This is a genomic window from Pseudomonas sp. PNPG3 (assembly GCF_023093815.1).
GTDB lineage: Bacteria > Pseudomonadota > Gammaproteobacteria > Pseudomonadales > Pseudomonadaceae > Aquipseudomonas > Aquipseudomonas asiatica.
Map to the genome: position 1 here is coordinate 128,893 of NZ_JALLKV010000005.1, position 18,673 is coordinate 147,565.

Below are 18,673 nucleotides of genomic sequence, written 5' to 3' on the forward strand. Positions count from 1 at the left end.
TTACTGGATCTGCTCCGGTGTCACGATCACCCAGTTCTTGTCTGCTGTCACCGGCAGCCCTTCCTTGGCCTGCGCCGCTGCATTCCTGGCAATCATCCCGTTCATCTGGTCCATGTACTTGGCCTTGCGATTTATCCACAGGTGGATGCCGCCCTTGCCCACGTCCACCCCATGAAACTGCATGTAGCCATCGCTGGTCGGTGTGTCGCCCCCCACGAGTACCGGTTTCTTCCACTCATCGATATAGGTGAGGATCGCCGCCTGCTTGCCCGCCATCCAGGTGGCCGGAGTCCACAGGTACGGGGTCAGCTCCAGCCCCAGGTTGGCCTTGGCATCATAGTGCCCGGCGCTGATCTGCTTGCGTGCGGTGGTCAACTGGCCGCTGGCACGGTCCTTCAGCAACAGGCTGACGCCAATCACGTTCTGCGGCTTCACGTTGTAGCCGTACTTGGGGTCCGACGCGACCATGCGCACCAGTTCCTCTGAGGCCGCGGAAATCACATAGACCTCGATACCGTTCTCCATGAGCTTGTTGTACAGCTCAGCCTGGCCCTGGAAGACCTTGGGGGGCTGTACCTCGATGGTCTTGACCTGATCGCCTTCGTAATAGGTGCTGGGGATCGGCTTGCCGGAGGCCATCAGCTCATCCACCTGCACTTTCAGCTCCTGTAGGGTAAAGCCGGAGAACACCTGGGCCACCCACGGGTAGCAGACCATGTCATCGACTTCGCACAGACGGTAGTAGTAACTGAACAGGCTTTCCTTATGTTCGGCGGTGTCCTTGAACGGCATCAGCTTCAACGACGGGTCGAGCTTGTCACGGCTCAACAGGCCCTTGTTTTCCATGAAAGGCAGCAAGGCCTCTTCAAGATCGTAGCGGTAGCTGGTGTTGTCCATGTCGAACACCGCGTAGTTACCCTTGTTGGCATTGGCGGCGATCATGCTGTCGAGCTGCTTGGCCGCCTCGGCGGGCCAGTGTTTGAGCTCGGTGGCGAAGGTTTCGATACTGAACAACAGGGACAGGCCGACGGCGACGGCTTTCGGAGCAAACTTCATGTACGAATCTCCTGAAATGACCCAGAAACGCTAGTGCAACACCCTCCGCTGGCAGCCCTCGATAACGACCTCCATGCAGTTGCAAACGCCGCGTTCATTGCAATCCGCGACACATCGTTATTCCATAAACGACTATACACATTCCATTTGGGTATAAATTCGTTTGTTTTCAGGCTGTTAGCATTTCCGTTCGCAATCGCTCACAGGGGCGATGCCTCTTCTGCTTTTTTCTGCTGGAGCTTCAATGAACCTGCCGCTGTCCCTTAACCTGCTGGCGTTCCTGGCCCTGTTGCTGGGCCTGGCACAAACCCGCCGCACCGACTGGAGCCTGGCCAAGAAGGTATTGCTGGGCCTGGTGTTGGGCGTGGTGTTCGGCCTGATCCTGCATACCGTCTATGGCGCGGGCCACCCTGTGCTCAAGGCCACCATCGCCTGGCTCGACCTGGTCGGCAACGGCTACGTCGGCTTGCTGCAGATGATCGTCATGCCGCTGATCTTCGCCTCGATCCTCAGTGCAGTGGCGCGCCTGCACAATGCCTCGTCGTTGGGCCGCATCAGTGTGCTGAGCATCGGCACCCTGCTGCTGACTACCGCCATCGCTGCGTTGATCGGCATCGTCCTGACCAACCTGTTCGGCCTCAGCGCCGAAGGCCTGGTGGCCGGCGCCCAGGAAAGCGCGCGCATGCAGGTTATCCACAGCGACTACGCCGGCAAGGTCGCCGACCTCAACATTCCGCAACTGCTGCTGTCGTTCATCCCCAGCAACCCGGTAGGTGACTTGGCACGGGCCAAGCCGACCTCGATCATCAGCGTGGTGATCTTTGCCGTGTTCCTCGGCCTGGCCGCGCTGCAGCTGATCAAGGACGATGCCGAGAAAGGCGAACGCGCGCTGTCGGCCATCGACACCCTGCAGGCCTGGGTGATGCGCCTGGTGCGGGTGGTAATGAAGTTGACCCCGTATGGCGTACTGGCGCTGATGACCAAGGTGGTGGCCAGCTCGAACATGGAAGACATCCTCAAGCTGGGCAGCTTCGTGGTGGTGTCGTACCTGGGCCTGGCGCTGATGTTCGTGGTGCACGGCGTTATCCTCGCCGCTACCGGCGTGAGCCCGCTGCGCTTCTTCCGCAAGGTGTGGCCGGTGCTGACCTTCGCCTTCACCAGCCGCTCCAGCGCCGCCAGCATTCCGCTGAACATCGAAGCGCAAACCCGCCGCCTGGGCGTACCGCAGTCGATTGCCAGCTTCAGCGCATCGTTCGGTACCACCATTGGCCAGAACGGCTGCGCCGGGCTCTATCCCGCGATGCTGGCGGTGATGGTGGCGCCGGCGGTGGGCATCGATACCTTCGACCCGCTGTGGATCGCCACCCTGGTGGCCATCGTCACCTTGAGTTCGGCAGGTGTTGCCGGCGTAGGTGGCGGTGCGACTTTCGCCGCGCTGATCGTGCTGCCGGCCATGGGCTTGCCGGTGGAGCTGGTGGCGTTGCTGATTTCGGTGGAGCCCCTGATCGACATGGGCCGCACGGCGTTGAACGTGAACGGCTCGATGACCGCAGGGGTGGTGACCAGCCAACTGCTGAAAGAGACCGACAAGGATGTGCTGGCTGGCGATGAACATGCCGAGCTAAGTCATTCCTGACAGATTGCCGGGGGCGCGTTGCGCCCCTGTCGCGACACAAGGCCGCTCCTACAATGGTCCCGCGTACGCCGATCAATGAGGGAGCGGCCTTGCCGGGGCGCCGGACCGGTCGGATAGGGCTGCAAGGCAGCCCCGGCAATCTCAAACCTTGTCCCAGACCTCGAAATGATACCCAGGCTTGCCTTCCTCAGCCTGCGCCTCGCTCGACACCAAGGTCCACTGCCCCCGATCAAACTCAGGGAACCACGCATCCCCTTCCGGCGACAACTCGACCCGCGTCAGGTACATGCGGCTGACCAGCCCTTTCTCCAGCGCCTGCCCATACAGCTGCGCCCCGCCAATCAGCATAAGCTCATCAACGCCCTGCTCACGCGCCCACTGCTCGGCCCGCACCAGCGCCTCTTCCAGCGAGCCAAACACCTCGGCCCCCGCCAGTTCCAGCCCGGCCTGCCGGCTGACGACGATATTCAACCGCCCGGGCAATGGCCTGCCCAGCGAGTCCCAGGTCTTGCGCCCCATGATGATCGGCTTGCCCAGGGTAGTGGCCTTGAAGTACTTGAAGTCCCCCGGCAGATGCCAGGGCATGGAGTTGTCGATGCCGATCACGCGGTTCTCGGCGTGAGCCGCGATCAGGCTGAGGGGGAGTGATGTATTCATGCCAGCGAGGATAGCACCGGGCGTGTGGGTTATGCTTCTGCCCTGACCTGTGCAATGGAAGACCTTGTGACTGCACCCACTTCACTGGACAAGCGCTGGCTCACCGAAGCGGTACGCCTGCGTGAGGAACATGCCGGCCCCCTGGAGGACCAGGAAGCCAACCGCCGCGCCCGCCAGGCAGGCGGTGACCTGGCGGCCCGCATCGAAACCCGTGCCCTGTTCCTGGCCGAACGCGACGGCATCACCACCGCCCTGCGCCACTGGAAACAGGGCGCACGCCTGGCGCTGCTGGCCTTGCTGGTGCTGGCCGTGCTCAGCGGCGCAGGGTTGGCACTGGCCGCCCTGGGCGACGGGCAGCGCCCGGTGAATGTGTTCTGGGCCCTGGGTAGCCTGCTCGGGCTGAACCTGCTGATGCTGCTGGGCTGGGCCATCGGCTTTGCCCTGAGCGGCGAGCATGGCGCGGGGCTGGGCCGTTTGTGGCTGTGGCTGAGCGAACGCTTTGCCCGTGACGCCAAGGCCGCGCACCTGGCACCGGCGCTGCTGGTGCTGCTGCAACGTCAGCGCCTGAACCGCTGGCTGCTCGGCCTGCTGGTGCATGGCCTGTGGCTGCTGGCGATGATCACCGCACTGGGCATGCTGCTGGCCTTGCTGGCGACCCGGCGCTATGGCTTTGTCTGGGAGACCACCCTGCTCGCCGCCGACCCGTTCATCCACCTGACCCAGGCCTTGGGCGCGCTGCCCTCGTTGCTGGGCTTCACGGTACCCGACGAGGCCATGATCCGCGCCAGCGGCGACAGCCAGCCGGCCCTGGACCTGGCGCGCCAGGCCTGGGCCAGCTGGCTGCTTGGCGTGGTGCTGGTGTACGGCCTGCTGCCGCGTCTGCTGCTGGCCGGGCTGTGCCTGTGGCGCTGGCGTCAAGGCCGCCAACGCCTGGCGCTGGACCTCAGCCTGCCCGGCTACGCGCAGCTGCGTGAAGCGCTGATGCCGCGCAGCGAACGCATCGGCGTCCAGGATGCCGCGCCCGAGGCCTTGCCGCAGTTTGCCGCTGGCCAGCTGGAAAGCGGCAGCAGCGGTGCCCTGCTGGTCGGCCTGGAGCTGGACGACCAGCATCCCTGGCCACCCGCGCTGCCAAAAAGCGTAACCAGTGCCGGCGTGCTCGACAGCCGCGAATCGCGTAACCGCCTGCTGGAACAGCTCAGCCGTTTCCCGCCAGCACGCCTGGCCATCGCTTGCGACCCGCGCCGCTCTCCCGATCGTGGCAGCCTGGCGTTGCTCGCCGAACTGGCACGCAACGCCGGTGCCACCCGTATATGGCTACTGCAGGCCGCACCGGGCGAGGCCCTGGACGCCCAGCGCCTGGGCGACTGGCACGAAGCCCTCGACCGCCTTGGCCTGGCGCATGCCGATACCTCGCCGCTGACCTGGCTGGAGCATGGCCATGACTGAGCCGCTGAAACTGGCCGTGGTCGGCCACACCAACGTCGGCAAGACCTCGCTGCTGCGCACCCTGACCCGCGACGTCGGCTTTGGCGAAGTCTCCCACCGTCCCAGCACCACCCGCCATGTGGAAGGTGCGCGGCTGTCGGTGGACGGCGAACCCTTGCTCGAGTTGTATGACACCCCGGGCCTGGAAGACGCCATTGCCCTGCTCGACTATCTCGAACGCCTGGAGCGCCCGGGCGAGCGCCTGGACGGCCCGGCCCGCCTCGAGCGCTTTCTGCAAGGCAGCGAGGCACGCCAGCGTTTCGAGCAGGAGGCCAAGGTGCTGCGCCAGCTGCTGGCCAGCAATGCCGGCTTGTATGTGATCGACGCCCGCGAACCGGTGCTGGCCAAATACCGCGACGAACTGGAAGTGCTGGCCAGCTGCGGTAAGCCGCTGCTACCGGTGCTCAACTTCGTCGCCAGCCACCAGCACCGCGAGCCGCAATGGCGTGAAGCCCTTGCCAGGCTTGGGCTTCACGCGTTGGTGCGGTTCGACAGCGTGGCCCCGCCAGAGGATGGCGAGCGCCGGTTGTACGAAAGCCTGGCCCTGCTGCTGGAAGACGCCCGCCCAGCCCTGCAGCGGCTGATCGACGACCAGCTGGCACAGCGCCTGGCACGCCGCCACAGCGGCAAGCGCCTGATTGCCGAGCTGCTGCTGGACTGCGCCGCCTGCCGGCGCAGCGTCGAGGCCGAGCCGGCTGCCGAAGCCCGGGCCATCGAGGCATTGCGGCAAGAGGTGCGCCAGCGCGAACAGCGCTGTGTCGAGGCACTGCTCAAGCTGTATGCCTTCCGCCGCGAGGACGCCCATGCCAGCGACCTGCCGTTGCTGGATGGCCGTTGGGGCGATGACCTGTTCAATCCCGAAACCTTGAAGCTGCTGGGCGTGCGTTTGGGCAGCGGTGTGGCCGCCGGTGCTGCGGCGGGTGCCGGGGTGGACCTGCTGGTCGGCGGCCTGACACTGGGGGCTGCCGCCCTGGCCGGGGCAATTGCCGGCGGCGCGCTGCAGACGGCGCGCAACTATGGGTCGCGGCTGATGGGCAAGCTCAAGGGCAAGCGCGAGCTGACGGTGGACGACACGGTGTTGCGCCTGTTGGCCTTGCGTCAGCAGCAGTTGATGGTGGCGCTGGAAAACCGCGGGCATGCGGCGCAGGACAGCATTCGGCTGGGGGAACTGGATGAGAAGGCCTGGCGGGAGGGCAAGTTGCCGGAGGCGCTGAGCAAGGCGCGGGCGCATCCGCAGTGGTCCACCCTCAACCCTGGGGCGAAGCTGAACCAGGCTGAGCGGCAGGAACAGCTGGAGGCTCTGGTTTCACAATTTTGAGTGGGCAGGTCTGGCCTCTTCGCGGGTAAACCCGCTCCCACAGGTATCTCACATTCCTTGAGATGTGCACTATTCCTGTGGGAGCGGGTTCACCCGCGAAGAGGCCCGCACAGGCAGCCCACATCTCAAAGTAATGCCAAAGCCTTCCGCTTCAACCCATCCAGGTCAATCACCGCCACCCCGACCACCTTGGCCCGCTCATCCCACTCCCTCATCCGCAAGCTCACCTCGAACAGCGGATCCCGCTCGAACACATCCGCCTCGTCCTCGCTCATCACGCCCCCCTGATACTCCAAGGTCCGCCGGCTCGCTTCACTCAACCTCTGGTAATACCCAGGCTGGCGCAAAGTCAGGTAGCGCTTGGCCTCCACGTGATACTGCACCAGCCGCGCCATGCGTTCGCCGAAGCCACAGCGGCGTAAATACTCAGCGCCGATGCGCTCATGGCTGACCACGCCATAACCGCCCATGCTGGCGTCACCGCCGCACAGGTGGCCGATGTCGTGGAAGAACGCCGCCAGCACCACTTCGTCGTCGAAGCCTTCGGCCATGGCCAGTTGCGCGGCCTGGGACATGTGCTCGAGCTGGGTGATGGCTTCGCCGATGTAGTCGTCACTGCCGTGGCGTTCGTACAGCGCGAAGGTGCTGTCGATGATCTGGGCTGGGGTCGGCATCACTGTCTTCTCCTGGCTTGATTGGGTGCTGCGAAGTGGCCGGTGCAGGTTACTGCTGAGCCACCTTCTCCGACTTGCCGTCATAGCGTTTGCGCCACTCGGCCAGGATCTGGTCACGGTTCTTCGAGGCCCAGGCAAAGTCGTTCTTGATCAGGCGCTGTTCATAGTCCGCCGGCAGTTCGGTCTGCGGCTTGGCAATACCCGGGGCAGCCAGCACGGCGAAGTTCTCCTTGTACAGCTCCATGGCCGCCGGGCTTGCCGAGAAATCAGCCAGGCGCCTGGCCGCATCCGCTTTTGGCGAACCTTTGATCACCGCAGTCGCCTCGATCTCCCAGCCCAGGCCTTCCTTCGGCAGCACGATGTCCAGCGGCGCGCCCTGGCGCTTGAGCTGCACGGCCGGGTACTCGAACGAGATACCGATCGGGTATTCACCCGCTGCGGCAAGCTTGCACGGCTTGGAACCGGAATGAACGTACTGGCCGATGTTCTGGTGCAGCGCATCCATGTACGCCCAACCCTGTGGCTCGCCAAAGGTCTGCAGCCAGGCACTGACATCCAGGAAGCCGGTGCCGGACGAGCCCGGGTTCGGCATGACGATCTTGCCTTTGTACTCGGGCTTGGTCAGGTCCTGCCAGCTCACCGGCTTGCTCAGGCCCTGCTTCTCGGCCTCGATGGTATTGAAGCAGATGGTCGCGGCCCACACGTCCATACCGACCCAGGCTGGCGGGTTGGCAGCATCGCGGTAATTGGCGGCAATCTTGCCCAGGTCCTTCGGTGCGTAGGCTTCGAGCATGCCGTTCTGGTCGAGGATAGCCAGGCTGGAAGCAGCCAGGCCCCACACTGCGTCGGCTTGCGGGCGGTCTTTCTCGGCCAGCAGCTTGGCGGTGATGATGCCGGTGGAGTCACGAACCCACTTGATTTCGATGTCCGGGTTGGCCTTCTCGAAGGCCTGCTTGTAGCTCTTCAGCTGTTCGGCTTCCAGGGCGGTGTAGACCGTCAGCTGGGTGCCAGCGGCCGAAGCCTGCAGGCTGAACACGGCGGAAACGGCAGCAGCAAGTGCAAGGTGCTTGTACATGGGTAGGTTCCTTACAGGTCAGACGGTCGCGGCGCGTTGGCGCCAGGCTTGGGAGCGGCGCAGCAGGCCGCGTGAGGCTGCGGCCAGCAGCAGTGAAGCGCCGGCACTGGTCAGCAGGATCAGGGTGGACATGGCGGCGGCACCACCGACATTGCCGGCGTCATCCATGTTCAGCACGGCAACGGCAGCCAGGATGGTGTCGGGGCTGTACAGAAAGATCGCCGCCGACACGGTGGTCATCGCCGAAACGAACAGGTAGCGGATGACGTCCAGCAGCGCCGGCAGGCAGATCGGCATGGTCACCCGCAGGAAGTGCCTGTACAGCGGCGCCTTCAGCGACAGCGCGGCGGCCTCGAACTCGCCGTCGAGCTGGCGCAGGGCGGTGGTCGCGGTCATCTGCGCGGTGGTCAGGTAGTGGGCGATGGTGCACACCACCAGCAGCCCCATGCCGCCGTAGAACACATGCAGCGGGTTACCGTTCAGGTTGAAGAAGAATACGTAGCCCAGGCCCAGCACCAGGCCCGGCACGGCCATGGGGATGAAGCTGAGCAGGCGCAGCGCCTGGTTGAGCAGGCGTTGGCCCTGGGTCTTCTCCATCAGGTTGGCGCCGGTGAAGATCACGATGCTGCCGATCAGCGCGGTGCCGATGGCCATGGTCACGCTGTTGCGGTAGGCCAGCCAGCCACCACCGGCGGTGTCCTCGAACATGTAGTGACGCAGCGACAACGACAGGTTGTAGGGCCAGAACGTGACCAGCGACGAATACACCGCCATGCCGATCACCAACAGCAATGCCGCGCACACCAGCAGCACGATCGCCAGGAAGCAGGCATCACGGCCCCGCGACGGCTTGGGCTCGAACACCTGGGCACGGCCGCTCATGGCCTCGCCCTGGCGCCGACGTAGCCAGGCATCGACGGTAAAGCTGAACAGCGCCGGCAACAGCAGCACCATGCCGATCAGCGCGCCGCGGCCGAACTGCTGCTGGCCGACCACCGCCTTGTAGGCTTCCAGCGCCAGCACCTGATAGTCGCCGCCGACCACGACCGGTACACCGAAGTCGGTGACGGTCAGGGTAAATACCAGGCAGAACGCCGCGAATACTGCCTGGCGAGTGGCCGGCCAGGTGATGCTGGTGAACGCTCGCCAAGGGCCGGCACCCATGCTGGACGCTGCGTCGAACAGGCGTGCATCGGCCAGCGATAGCGCCGACAGCAGGATCATCAGGGCATGCGGGAAGGTGTAGATGGCCTCGCCCAGCACAATGCCCCAGAAGCCATAGATGTTGTCGCTGAGCAACCCGCGCAGCAGCCCCTGGTTACCGAACAGGTAGACCAGGGCGATGGCCGGCAGCATTGACGGCGCCAGCAGCGGCAGCAACGAAATCCCCCGCCACAGGCCTTTGCCCGGAATCAGCGTGCGTTGCAGGGCATAGGCGAACAGGTAGGCCAGCGGCACCACGATGGCTGCCACCGTGAAGGCCACCGACAGGCTGTTGCCCAGCAGCCAGTGGAAGTTTTCACTGGCGAACAGTTCGCGGGCCGCCAGCAGGCCGCCACCCTGGCCCGCTTCTGCGCTGAAGCCGCGCCAGAAGATCGCCAGCAGCGGCATCAGCACCGCCAGCACCAGAAGGATCAGCAGCAGGCTCTTGCCGCCGACGACGAACAACCGGTCGCCCAGGGCGACGCCAGCACGCGGCGTGGCCTTGGCCTGGCTCAGCGGCAGGGACATTGGCGCGGCCATCTCAGGCAAACACCTGCAGGCTCTGCGGCGGCAGCGCCACCCAGATGTCCTGCGAGCCCAGCCGCGGCATGGCCTCGGGAGCCAGTTCCGCCAGCAGTGCATGGCCAGGCAGCGCCTTGAGCTCGAAGCTCATGCGGCAGCGGTTACCGAGGAAGGTGATTTCACGAACCATGGCCGGGAACAGGTTTTCTTCGTGCACCGCCGGGTTGACCGTGATCGCCTCCGGGCGGCAGAACAGCCGACCGCTGCTGGGTCGGGCCGAACCTGGTGCCAGACGCATGTTCATGCCACCGACCTGGGCATGGCTGTCACTGCTGCGCTGGAACGGCAACCAGTTGCCCTGGCCGACGAACTCGGCAACGAACGGCGTGGCCGGCTGGTCGTAGATTTCCTGCGGGGTGGCGTATTGCTCGACCTGGCCGTTGTTCATCACCGCAATGCGGTCGGCCATCAGCATGGCCTCGTCCTGGTTGTGGGTGACCATCAGCGTGGTGATACCCAGCTGGCGCTGCAGTTGGCGCAGTTCGGTGCACAGGTGCTCGCGCACCCGGGCATCCAGCGCCGACATCGGCTCGTCCAGCAGCAGCAACGACGGCGATGGTGCCAGCGCGCGGGCCAGGGCCACACGCTGCTGCTGGCCACCGGAAAGCTGACCGGGGTATTTCTTCTCGCTGCCGGCCAGGCCCACCAGTTCGAGCATTTCGGTCACTCGCTGGCGGGCCTGTTCACGGCCGCTGCCAGTCAGGCCATAGGCGATGTTGGCTTCGACAGTAAGGTTGGGGAACAGCGCGTAGGACTGGAACAGGATGCCGTAGTCACGGGCCTGGGGTGGCAGCTCGGAGATATCACGCTCGCCGATGTACAACGTACCGCGGTCCTGGCGCTCCAGGCCGGCGATGCAGCGCAGCAATGTGGTCTTGCCGCAGCCGGAAGGCCCGAGCAGGCACACCAGTTCGCCGGCGGCGATGTCCAGCGAGACATCGTTCAGCGCCGTGAAGGCGCCGAAGCGCTTGTGGATGTTGCGCACTTTCATCTGTGCGCCGGGGGTGGTGTGGTTCATGGCAGGGCCTCATCGAAGAGATGAGGGCCATGCTAGGAAGGCTGTGCGAAGGTTCTGTGGCTTTAGGGCAAAAGCCAGTGATAGTGGTATAGGCAGATTTTGTAGTGGTCTTTGCGGGCCTCTTCGCGGGTAAACCCGCTCCCACAGGAATCTCGCCGCATCTGAAGGCTGTGCAGTACCTGTGGGAGCGGGTTTACCCGCGAAGAAGCCAACACAGGTCTAGAACTATGAACCGGCCACTTCCTGCGCCACCCCAAGGAAGGCCGCCGGCAACCGGGCCTGGCGCCGCTCCTTCAGGCAATACATGTACTCATGCATCACCGGCGCGTTCTCCAGCGTCAGCACCCGCAACTCAGGGTTGTGCGGCACCTCGTGCCGGGCAATCACGCTGATGCCGATATTGCGCAGCACCGCCTCGCGGATCGATTCGCGGCTGCCAATCTCCAGCAACGCCCCGGCCTTCACCCCGGCCTCTTGCATCATCTGCTCGGTCAGCTTGCGTGTGGTCGAGCCCTTCTCGCGCATCAGCAGGCAATGCCCGGCCACCACGTCAATGGACACCGCCTGGCGGTGTGCCAACGGGTGGTTGCGATGCACCGCCACCACCAACGGGTCAGTCCCCAGCACCCGCCGCACCAGCCGAGCATCTTCCAGCAGTTGCGACGAAGCGGCGATATCCACCCGGTAGTCCTCGAGCATCTCCAGCACCTGCTGCGAGTTGCCGATTTCCACCGCCACCTCCACCTGCGGCAGGCGTTCACGGTAGATCTTCACCAGGTCGAGGATGTAGTAAGGCGCCGTGGCCGCGATGCGCAAGCTGCCCTGGGCCTGGCCGCTGTTGCGCAGCTCGAACTCGATGTCGGCCTCCTGCTGCAGCAGTGCCTTGACCATCGGCAGCAGGCGCACGCCCTCCTCGCTCAGCACCAGGCGCCGCCCGCCGCGGTAGAACAGCTCCACCGCGTACTGGCTCTCCAGGTTGCGAATCTGCGTGGTCACCGTGGGCTGGCTGAGGCCGAGCTTCTTCGCCGCCAGGGTGATGCTGCCCAGGCGGGCCACCATGTAGAAGGCTTTCAGCTCCGAACTCAGCATGCACGTCCTCTATCTGCGCAACAGGCGCAAGCCGTTGAACACCACCAGCAGGCTCACGCCCATGTCGGCGAACACCGCCATCCACATGGTGGCCATGCCGGCAAAGGTGATCGCCAGGAATATCGCCTTGATGCCCAACGCCAGAACGATGTTCTGCATGAGGATCGCCGCACTTTGGCGCGACAGCCTGACGAAGGCCGGGATTTTCCGCAAGTCGTCGTCCATCAGCGCCACATCGGCGGTCTCGATGGCGGTGTCGGTACCGGCCGCCGCCATGGCAAAACCGATCTCGGCACGAGCCAGCGCCGGGGCGTCGTTGATACCGTCACCGACCATGCCCACCCGATGGCCCTGGGCGTACAGGGTTTCGATGCTCTTGAGCTTGTCGGCAGGCAGCAGGTTGCCTTCGGCACGGTCGATACCCACCACGGTGGCGATGGCCTGGGCGGTATGCGGATTGTCACCGGTCAGCATGACAGTCTTGATGCCCAGCTCGTGCAGCTCGGCGATGGCCTGGCGACTGCTTTCCTTGACCGTGTCGGCCACCGCGAACAGCGCCAACGGGCCGGAGCGGTCGAGCAGCAGCACCACGGTCTTGCCCTGGCGCTCCAGCGCATCCAGCTGGGCCTCGAGCTCGGGCGAGCACAGCCCCAGCTCCTCGACCAGACGGTGGTTACCCAAGTGGTAAACCTCACCCGCGATGGTACCGCGCACACCGCGCCCGGCCAGGGCGGCGAAGTCATCAACCTCGCTCAAGGCCAGGCCTTGCTCCTTGCCGAACTGGGCAATGGCGCGGGAGACCGGGTGGTCGGAACGCTCGCCCAGGCTGGCGGCCAGGGCTTGCGCGCGGCCTTCGAACAGCGGCTCCAGTATCTTGGCATCGGTTTGCACCGGCTTGCCGTGGGTGATGGTGCCGGTCTTGTCCAGGGCCAGGAAGTCCAGCTGGCGCCCGCCTTCCAGGTACACGCCACCCTTGATCAGGATGCCCTTGCGCGCGGCGGCAGCCAGGCCGCTGACGATGGTCACCGGGGTCGAGATCACCAGGGCGCATGGGCAGGCCACCACCAGCAGCACCAGGGCGCGATAGACCCAGTCGAACCAGGCACCGGCCATGAACAGCGGCGGTATCACCGCAACGGCCAGGGCAATGGCAAACACCACTGGGGTGTAGATGCGCGAGAAGCGGTCGACGAAACGCTGGGTAGGCGCCCGCGCGCCTTGCGCTTCCTCGACGGCCTTGATGATCCGCGCCAGAGTCGATTGCCCGGCAGCGGCGGTAACGCGGAACTCCAGCGCCCCTGCCTGGTTGATGGTGCCGGCGAACAACTTGTCGCCCACGGCCTTTTCCACAGGCAGGCTTTCGCCGGTGATCGGCGCCTGATCGACAGTGGATTGCCCGCTGGTCACTTCACCGTCCAGGCCAATGCGTTCGCCGGGGCGCACCCGCACCAGGGCCCCGATGGCCACCTCCCGCACCTCCACTTCCCGCCATTGGCCATCGGCCTGGCGCACGGTGGCCATGTCCGGGGTGAGCTGCATCAGGCCGCCAATGGCGTTGCGCGCGCGGTCCAGCGAGCGGGCTTCGATCAGCTCGGCGACGGTGAACAGCACCATCACCATGGCCGCTTCCGGCCACTGGCCAATCAGCACCGCGCCAGTCACGGCAATGCTCATCAGCGCGTTGATGTTGAGGTTGCGGTTTTTCAGGGCGATCCAGCCCTTCTTGTAGGTACCCAGGCCACAGCCGAGAATCGCTGCCAGCGCCAGCGCCGCCACCACCCACTCCGGGGCCAGCGCGGCAAAGTGCACGATTTCGGCGGCGATCGCGGCAATACCGGACAGCGCCAGCGGCCACCAGCGGGTCTTGGCCACTTGCGGTGCGCTGGCAGTGCTATCGTCTTCGGCGCCAAGCGGCTCGGCTTTCATGCCCAGGCTGTCGATGGCCTGCTCGATTTCAGCAGTGCCACCCAGAGTGTGGCGAACGCCAAGCACACGGTTGATCAGGTTGAATTCCAGCTGCTCGATACCGGCCAGCTTGCCCAGCTTGTCCTGGATCAGGGTCTGCTCGGTAGGGCAGTCCATGGCCTCGATGCGGAAACGGCTGAACTGGGCGTGGCTGCTGGCCTTTTCGCTCAGCTGGACCAACGCTGGCGCAGCAGCGCTGCCACAGCAGCTGTGGGCGTGGTGATCGTGCTTGTGTTCGTGGCTGACAGGCTGGTTCATGGGGTCATCCTTAATTTGAGCCTGTTGCCAAGTGAACACCCTGTAGCCACTATAAGGTCAAGCCACTTGCTGGAGAATTTCGTGATGAAGATCGGAGAACTGGCCAAAGCCACCGACTGCGCCGTGGAAACCATCCGCTACTACGAGCGTGAACAGCTGCTGCCGGAGCCGGCGCGAAGCGACGGCAACTACCGGCTGTACACCCAGGCCCACGTCGAGCGGCTGACGTTCATCCGCAACTGCCGCACCCTGGACATGACCCTGGATGAAATCCGCAGCCTGCTACGCCTGCGCGACAGCCCCGATGATTCGTGCGGCAGCGTCAATGCGCTGATCGACGAGCATATCGAGCATGTGCAGGCGCGGATCGATGGATTGGTGGCGTTGCAGGAGCAGTTGGTGGAGCTGCGGCGGCGCTGCAATGCGCAAGGGGCGGAGTGTGCGATCTTGCAGCAACTGGAGACGAACGGGGCGGTATCGGTGCCGGAAACCGAGCATTCGCATGTAGGGCGAAGCCACGGGCATTAAGCCAAAAGCTTCGCGGGTAAACCCGCTCCCACAGGTACTGCACAGGCCTGAGCTTTGTGCGGTCCCTGTGGGAGCGGGTGTACCCGCGAAGAGGCCGGTACAGGCAATAGAGATCTGTCACACCGCCATCGGCGCCGTCATCGGCGCATGGTGCTCATACCCTTCCAGCCAGAAATCGCTCGGCTCGATCTTCTCCAGCCACTCCGGCTCGTACTTGCCCGTCTCGGCAAACGCTGGCACGCGGTCGCTGATCACCAGCTTCGGCGCCTCCAGCGGCTCACGCTTGAGCTGCTCGTTGAGCATGTCCAGGTGGTTCTCATACACATGGGCATCGCCGATGAAGTAGGTGAACCAGCGCGGGGTGTAGCCGGTCAGGCGGCCGAACAGCGACAGCAGCGCCGCGCCTTCGGTGAGGTTGAACGGCGTACCCAATCCATTCTTCCGACACCATACATGCACATTTCACCGTAGATTCTGGCTTTCACACCGCAAGTGCTTGTGTGCAAAACAAATATCGCACAGTACGATACGAATAGCAAGGCATATATGCAGCAATCACATGCGGCTCAAGCCCAGTGTTTACGTGGCCTAGCGGCCAACCAGCGTTCGTCGGGTCAACCACGTCCACATCCCCTCCCTATCGCTATACTTCCTACTAAATGGCACAGTGCCTCCATGGCATTGATTGCCGTGAATTGCCTCTCTATCGCGAGCCCAGGAGCTCACCGGAGAGCTGATTCTTGGCTGCCAAATCCTCGAGTCCTGTCGCCTCCGGCGATGGGGAAAGCAAAGGCTGCGGCCCCTTTGGAAAGATCGTGTTATGGATGGCGTAATCTTCAAGCAAACCGGTCAGTACGCAGTGTGCTGTGTTGAAAACTTTTCTGATGAGCTAAAGACCACGATACGAGACAACCTAACGCGTATCTGCCATGGCGCCGATCTCGCCAGCCGCAGCTCGATCATGTTCAAGTATGCAGCCACCCTCAAATCATTCTGGGATCGCTATTCGACTAAAGATGATAAGACGCGCATTGGTATGCTTGGAGAACTCCTGGCACACGTGATCATTCTTAAAAAGCTTGATAGCTTCGATGTCATTTCCCCGTTCTTCAACATGGAAGAAAAACACATCAGGAAAGGCTTTGACCTCGTCCTGTACGAATCCGCTTCGAATGAAGTGTGGATCACCGAGGTGAAGTCGGGCGGAGCAGGCACAAGAACCTCTTGCGCAGCTACTAGTGCCTTGCTGGCCAAGGCTCGAGATGACTTAAAGGGTCGACTTGCCGAGGCCGAAACGAACCATTGGCACAACGCGATCAATGCCGCCCAGAAATCAATCAGTGAAAGTAAAGGCTACAAAGAATCAGTTCTTGAGATTCTAGGTCTAGAGGGTGACAACGCCTACCTGAACACTGCTGTTGCCTCAGACAACAATGTCGTTCTGGTATCTGCGCTATTCAACGATGCGACACGAAAAGTAGAAGAGAAGACAGTCGAACATTTCACAAACAAGCTGATAGCCAACCCGATATTCAAAACCGTTCTAGTGCTATCGCTACAGAAAGGAACGCTTCAGAAACTAGAAGATTTCCTCCGCACAGAGGCAGGATGCTAAATGCAAGAGATCACCATTAAGGAACTAGCAAAAACCCGTTTCAAAGACATCTACATGAACCTTCTGCGCGGTCACGAAATGTCCGACGGGGAAACTGTAAAGCTGCTCGCTATTGCTGTATTACTACTTAATCACAGCGCGGCAGAGATTAAGCGTCTAGGTTATCGAATCACCCTATTTTATGGAAACCTTACTGGCCGATACGAGCCTCTTTACGACGTAGCCGTGAACAGCGGGCTTCTTCCAGTTTCTGCCGCTATCGGAAAGTCGTTTGAACAAGATGAACGGCTGAGCAACTCTTTTATCCAGAATATCGTGAGCAGCTATGTAGATACCTTCCGCGATCAAGGAATGGTGCTTACAGAGCAGCAGGATATTTTGAGAACTTTCGTACAAGCCGAGTATGAAAATTCATCAGTTGTAGTAGCTCCGACCTCCTACGGCAAATCAGAGCTGATCATCAAGTCCGTTAGAGACAATCCTGAAAAACGTGTACTCATTCTTGTACCGTCGAAAGCCTTACTAGCTCAGACAAAAAAGCGGTTGATTTATGCTGACATCAACGACATGGGCAAAGTCATCACGCATCCCGAGATGTATTCTCCTGAACGAAATAGCCGCGTTTTTGTGCTGACTCAAGAACGACTGAATCGCATGCTTAACGAGCATAATTATTTAAAGTTCGACATGGTGTTCGTGGACGAGGCACACAACCTCCTCCAAGGCGATAGCCGAAACGAACTATTGGCCACAATGCTATGTATCTTGGGTGCTCGTAACCCCGACGCTTCCTTCAAGTTTCTAACCCCGTTTCTTTGCAACGAGCTTAATGTCCGTGTTCGCTACTTGGACATGACACCGAAGGGATTCAGGATTGATGAGTACATTAAATCTGAGCGCTTCCTCGTCAGAGACTTCAGAACGGGAAAAAATGATGGAAAGCTTAAGCTCTATGACCACTTCCTTAACCACTGGATTGACCTAGAGCGCAAGCACAATAATTGTTTTGATCTTATAAAAAGTGAATCACTAGCCAAGAACATTATATATGGGAACACCAAAAAACGGATTGAGCAATTTGCGCTTGAGCTAGCCGAAAGCTTGCCAAACATTGAATGCCCACTGATTCAAACAGCTTGCGACGAACTCGAAGAAACGTTCGACAAGCGCTATCGGCTCATCGCCTGCCTACGAAAGGGTGTGATGTATCATCACGGTTCAATCCCAGACACCATCCGCCTTTATCTTGAAAATTTGTTCAACCAGTCCAAGGCAATGAAATACCTGGTATGCAACTCAACGTTGCTTGAAGGAGTAAACTTACCAATCGAACGACTGTTTATATTTGACTATTCCAAAGGAAAAGGAAATCTGACCTCATCACAGTTCAAAAATTTGATTGGACGGGTAAACAGATTCAGTGAGGTATTTGACCCCAAGGCGGGTTCTGCACTGCAAAAGCTTGAGTCCAGCATTTACCTTTTGGGGGTTGATGAGTACACCCATAAGAGAGCGAACCTCAAGACGTTCTACGAAAACTCCGTAAACGTCTCGCAAGAAGACGAAGACACGGTCACCAATGTTCTCCTCCAAGCAGCAGACATAAGTGATGACAAGGCCGCCCTGCGCCACAAGGACGCGGTATCTAGGCTTGAAAACCTTCAGCCAGGCGTTGTAACTGGCGAAGAATGCAAATATGTAAAGACAGAGGTTGGCCGCTTAATGATCGCCAACAGCGTCAGCGAAATCGACGTATTTGCCTCAGAAGAAGAAGTGGACGAAGCCATTACCCTATCACTCGAGGCGAATGGGCCAATCAATACCGCCGACCGGCTCTTAACCGACATCAAGACTTGCTTCATCGAAAAGTTTCATGCAGGAACAAAAAATAGCGACATGCTGCGCCTAAAAAACCAGGCAGCGTTGGACTTTTACGCAATGTTCCTAGATTGGAAACTAAAAAAACGCACTACAAAACAAATCATCAGACACACGTTAAAATACTGGGAAGATCTTCCCCGAACGAAAGGCACCGACTATGTATTCGTGTCAAGCTGGGGCGACACCACGTACAGAAATAGCCATAGCGCTCACTATGTAAGAATTTCACGAAAGAACGAGGTAGAACGAGTCAATCTCGCAATTGTAAGACTCAAAGACGAAGATGACTTTTTTGATAACAAAATATTCAGATTCCTTGAGATCCTCAATGGAGTTGGCGCCGTCGAGCCTAGTTTCTACAAGCGAGTGAAGTACGGTACGGACGATGAATCAAAAATCAAATTGATTCGCGAGGGCTATAGTCGCGGATTATCCGAACTGTTGCTTGATCGATACCCTCGGTATGTGCGCATGAATGCGAATGGTGAGATCGAGGTCAGCTCCCATGTAATCGCACTGATGAGAAAGAACGAAGAAAGTGACCTGCTGATTTTTGAAGCCCAGATGAACTTGAAACCTGTGCCGGAGCAGTCGGCGTAGCCCCACAGAGAGCTGAAAGATGATGCCCGCTCG

14 protein-coding genes and 1 pseudogene are annotated in these 18,673 nt (G+C 61.3%); 6 read left to right on the top strand and 9 right to left on the bottom strand.

All coding sequences use genetic code 11. From position 1 onward, the window contains the following. Nucleotides 1-1,056 (bottom strand): phosphorylcholine phosphatase, encoded by a 1,056-nt coding sequence (locus MJ643_RS05935; protein WP_013974652.1) that lies wholly within the window; start codon nt 1,054-1,056, stop codon nt 1-3. Between the two features lie 244 nt (nt 1,057-1,300). Here MJ643_RS05935 and MJ643_RS05940 point away from each other — a divergent pair, with 244 nt between their 5' ends. Beyond that, on the top strand, nt 1,301-2,692 hold the full coding sequence (locus MJ643_RS05940; protein WP_024087863.1) for an L-cystine transporter: 1,392 nt from the start codon (nt 1,301-1,303) through the stop codon (nt 2,690-2,692). A 141-nt stretch (nt 2,693-2,833) separates the two neighbouring features. Here the strand turns inward: MJ643_RS05940 and MJ643_RS05945 are convergent, their stop codons facing one another. Further along, on the bottom strand, nt 2,834-3,349 hold the full coding sequence (locus MJ643_RS05945) for a dihydrofolate reductase (protein WP_038410217.1): 516 nt from the start codon (nt 3,347-3,349) through the stop codon (nt 2,834-2,836). A gap of 54 nt (nt 3,350-3,403) precedes the next feature. On the opposite strand from MJ643_RS05945, the gene MJ643_RS05950 reads away from it, so the two are divergent. Then, nucleotides 3,404-4,795: a DUF2868 domain-containing protein gene (locus tag MJ643_RS05950; protein WP_038410218.1), complete on the top strand. Its 1,392-nt coding sequence runs from the start codon at nt 3,404-3,406 to the stop codon at nt 4,793-4,795. Continuing rightward, on the top strand, nt 4,788-6,152 hold the full coding sequence (locus MJ643_RS05955; protein WP_038410220.1) for a GTPase/DUF3482 domain-containing protein: 1,365 nt from the start codon (nt 4,788-4,790) through the stop codon (nt 6,150-6,152). Before MJ643_RS05950 ends, MJ643_RS05955 begins: the two co-directional genes overlap by 8 nt. Before the next feature lie 125 nt (nt 6,153-6,277). On the opposite strand, the gene MJ643_RS05960 is transcribed toward MJ643_RS05955, so the two are convergent. The 6 genes from MJ643_RS05960 to MJ643_RS05985 form a co-directional block, all read right to left on the bottom strand. Then, nucleotides 6,278-6,826 (bottom strand): phosphonate degradation HD-domain oxygenase, encoded by a 549-nt coding sequence (locus MJ643_RS05960; protein WP_024087867.1) that lies wholly within the window; start codon nt 6,824-6,826, stop codon nt 6,278-6,280. Nucleotides 6,827-6,875: 49 nt separating this feature from the next. Then, nucleotides 6,876-7,901: a putative 2-aminoethylphosphonate ABC transporter substrate-binding protein gene (locus tag MJ643_RS05965; protein ID WP_038410221.1), complete on the bottom strand. Its 1,026-nt coding sequence runs from the start codon at nt 7,899-7,901 to the stop codon at nt 6,876-6,878. 18 nt (nt 7,902-7,919) lie between these two features. Continuing rightward, complete coding sequence (locus MJ643_RS05970) at nt 7,920-9,644, bottom strand: putative 2-aminoethylphosphonate ABC transporter permease subunit (RefSeq protein WP_208209206.1); 1,725 nt, start codon at nt 9,642-9,644, stop codon at nt 7,920-7,922. Nucleotide 9,645: 1 nt separating this feature from the next. Further along, nucleotides 9,646-10,704 carry a putative 2-aminoethylphosphonate ABC transporter ATP-binding protein gene (locus MJ643_RS05975; RefSeq protein WP_015272180.1) on the bottom strand — a complete coding sequence of 353 codons (1,059 nt, stop codon included), beginning with the start codon at nt 10,702-10,704 and terminating at the stop codon, nt 9,646-9,648. Between the two features lie 225 nt (nt 10,705-10,929). Next, nucleotides 10,930-11,793 (bottom strand): LysR family transcriptional regulator, encoded by an 864-nt coding sequence (locus MJ643_RS05980; RefSeq protein ID WP_208209207.1) that lies wholly within the window; start codon nt 11,791-11,793, stop codon nt 10,930-10,932. A gap of 9 nt (nt 11,794-11,802) precedes the next feature. Beyond that, entirely contained in the window at nt 11,803-14,016 is a 2,214-nt protein-coding gene (locus tag MJ643_RS05985; protein WP_038410223.1) for a heavy metal translocating P-type ATPase, read from the bottom strand. An 84-nt stretch (nt 14,017-14,100) separates the two neighbouring features. Between MJ643_RS05985 and cadR the strand changes: the two genes are divergently transcribed. After that, nucleotides 14,101-14,544 (top strand): cadmium resistance transcriptional regulator CadR, encoded by a 444-nt coding sequence (cadR, locus tag MJ643_RS05990; protein WP_015272183.1) that lies wholly within the window; start codon nt 14,101-14,103, stop codon nt 14,542-14,544. Between the two features lie 117 nt (nt 14,545-14,661). Here the strand turns inward: cadR and MJ643_RS05995 are convergent. Then, nucleotides 14,662-15,006 (bottom strand): annotated as a pseudogene (locus MJ643_RS05995) (thymidylate synthase); the annotation flags it as partial. 358 nt (nt 15,007-15,364) lie between these two features. On the opposite strand from MJ643_RS05995, the gene MJ643_RS06000 reads away from it, so the two are divergent. Further along, the gene (locus MJ643_RS06000) at nt 15,365-16,159 is read left to right on the top strand and encodes a Hachiman antiphage defense system protein HamA (protein ID WP_047596034.1); all 795 of its coding nucleotides are present in this window, start codon (nt 15,365-15,367) and stop codon (nt 16,157-16,159) included. After that, on the top strand, nt 16,160-18,640 hold the full coding sequence (locus MJ643_RS06005) for a DEAD/DEAH box helicase (RefSeq protein ID WP_208209208.1): 2,481 nt from the start codon (nt 16,160-16,162) through the stop codon (nt 18,638-18,640). It abuts the gene before it with no gap. The last annotated feature ends 33 nt before the right edge of the window (nt 18,641-18,673 follow it).

Bases quoted from the DNA above. Each gene is read 5' to 3' on its own strand.
- MJ643_RS05935 (WP_013974652.1), bottom strand. From the start codon at position 1,056: ATGAAGTTTGCTCCGAAAGCCGTCGCCGTCGGCCTGTCCCTGTTGTTC.
- MJ643_RS05940 (WP_024087863.1), top strand. From the start codon at position 1,301: ATGAACCTGCCGCTGTCCCTTAACCTGCTGGCGTTCCTGGCCCTGTTG.
- MJ643_RS05945 (WP_038410217.1), bottom strand. From the start codon at position 3,349: ATGAATACATCACTCCCCCTCAGCCTGATCGCGGCTCACGCCGAGAAC.
- MJ643_RS05950 (WP_038410218.1), top strand. From the start codon at position 3,404: ATGGAAGACCTTGTGACTGCACCCACTTCACTGGACAAGCGCTGGCTC.
- MJ643_RS05955 (WP_038410220.1), top strand. From the start codon at position 4,788: ATGACTGAGCCGCTGAAACTGGCCGTGGTCGGCCACACCAACGTCGGC.
- MJ643_RS05960 (WP_024087867.1), bottom strand. From the start codon at position 6,826: ATGCCGACCCCAGCCCAGATCATCGACAGCACCTTCGCGCTGTACGAA.
- MJ643_RS05965 (WP_038410221.1), bottom strand. From the start codon at position 7,901: ATGTACAAGCACCTTGCACTTGCTGCTGCCGTTTCCGCCGTGTTCAGC.
- MJ643_RS05970 (WP_208209206.1), bottom strand. From the start codon at position 9,644: ATGGCCGCGCCAATGTCCCTGCCGCTGAGCCAGGCCAAGGCCACGCCG.
- MJ643_RS05975 (WP_015272180.1), bottom strand. From the start codon at position 10,704: ATGAACCACACCACCCCCGGCGCACAGATGAAAGTGCGCAACATCCAC.
- MJ643_RS05980 (WP_208209207.1), bottom strand. From the start codon at position 11,793: ATGCTGAGTTCGGAGCTGAAAGCCTTCTACATGGTGGCCCGCCTGGGC.
- MJ643_RS05985 (WP_038410223.1), bottom strand. From the start codon at position 14,016: ATGAACCAGCCTGTCAGCCACGAACACAAGCACGATCACCACGCCCAC.
- cadR (WP_015272183.1), top strand. From the start codon at position 14,101: ATGAAGATCGGAGAACTGGCCAAAGCCACCGACTGCGCCGTGGAAACC.
- MJ643_RS06000 (WP_047596034.1), top strand. From the start codon at position 15,365: ATGGATGGCGTAATCTTCAAGCAAACCGGTCAGTACGCAGTGTGCTGT.
- MJ643_RS06005 (WP_208209208.1), top strand. From the start codon at position 16,160: ATGCAAGAGATCACCATTAAGGAACTAGCAAAAACCCGTTTCAAAGAC.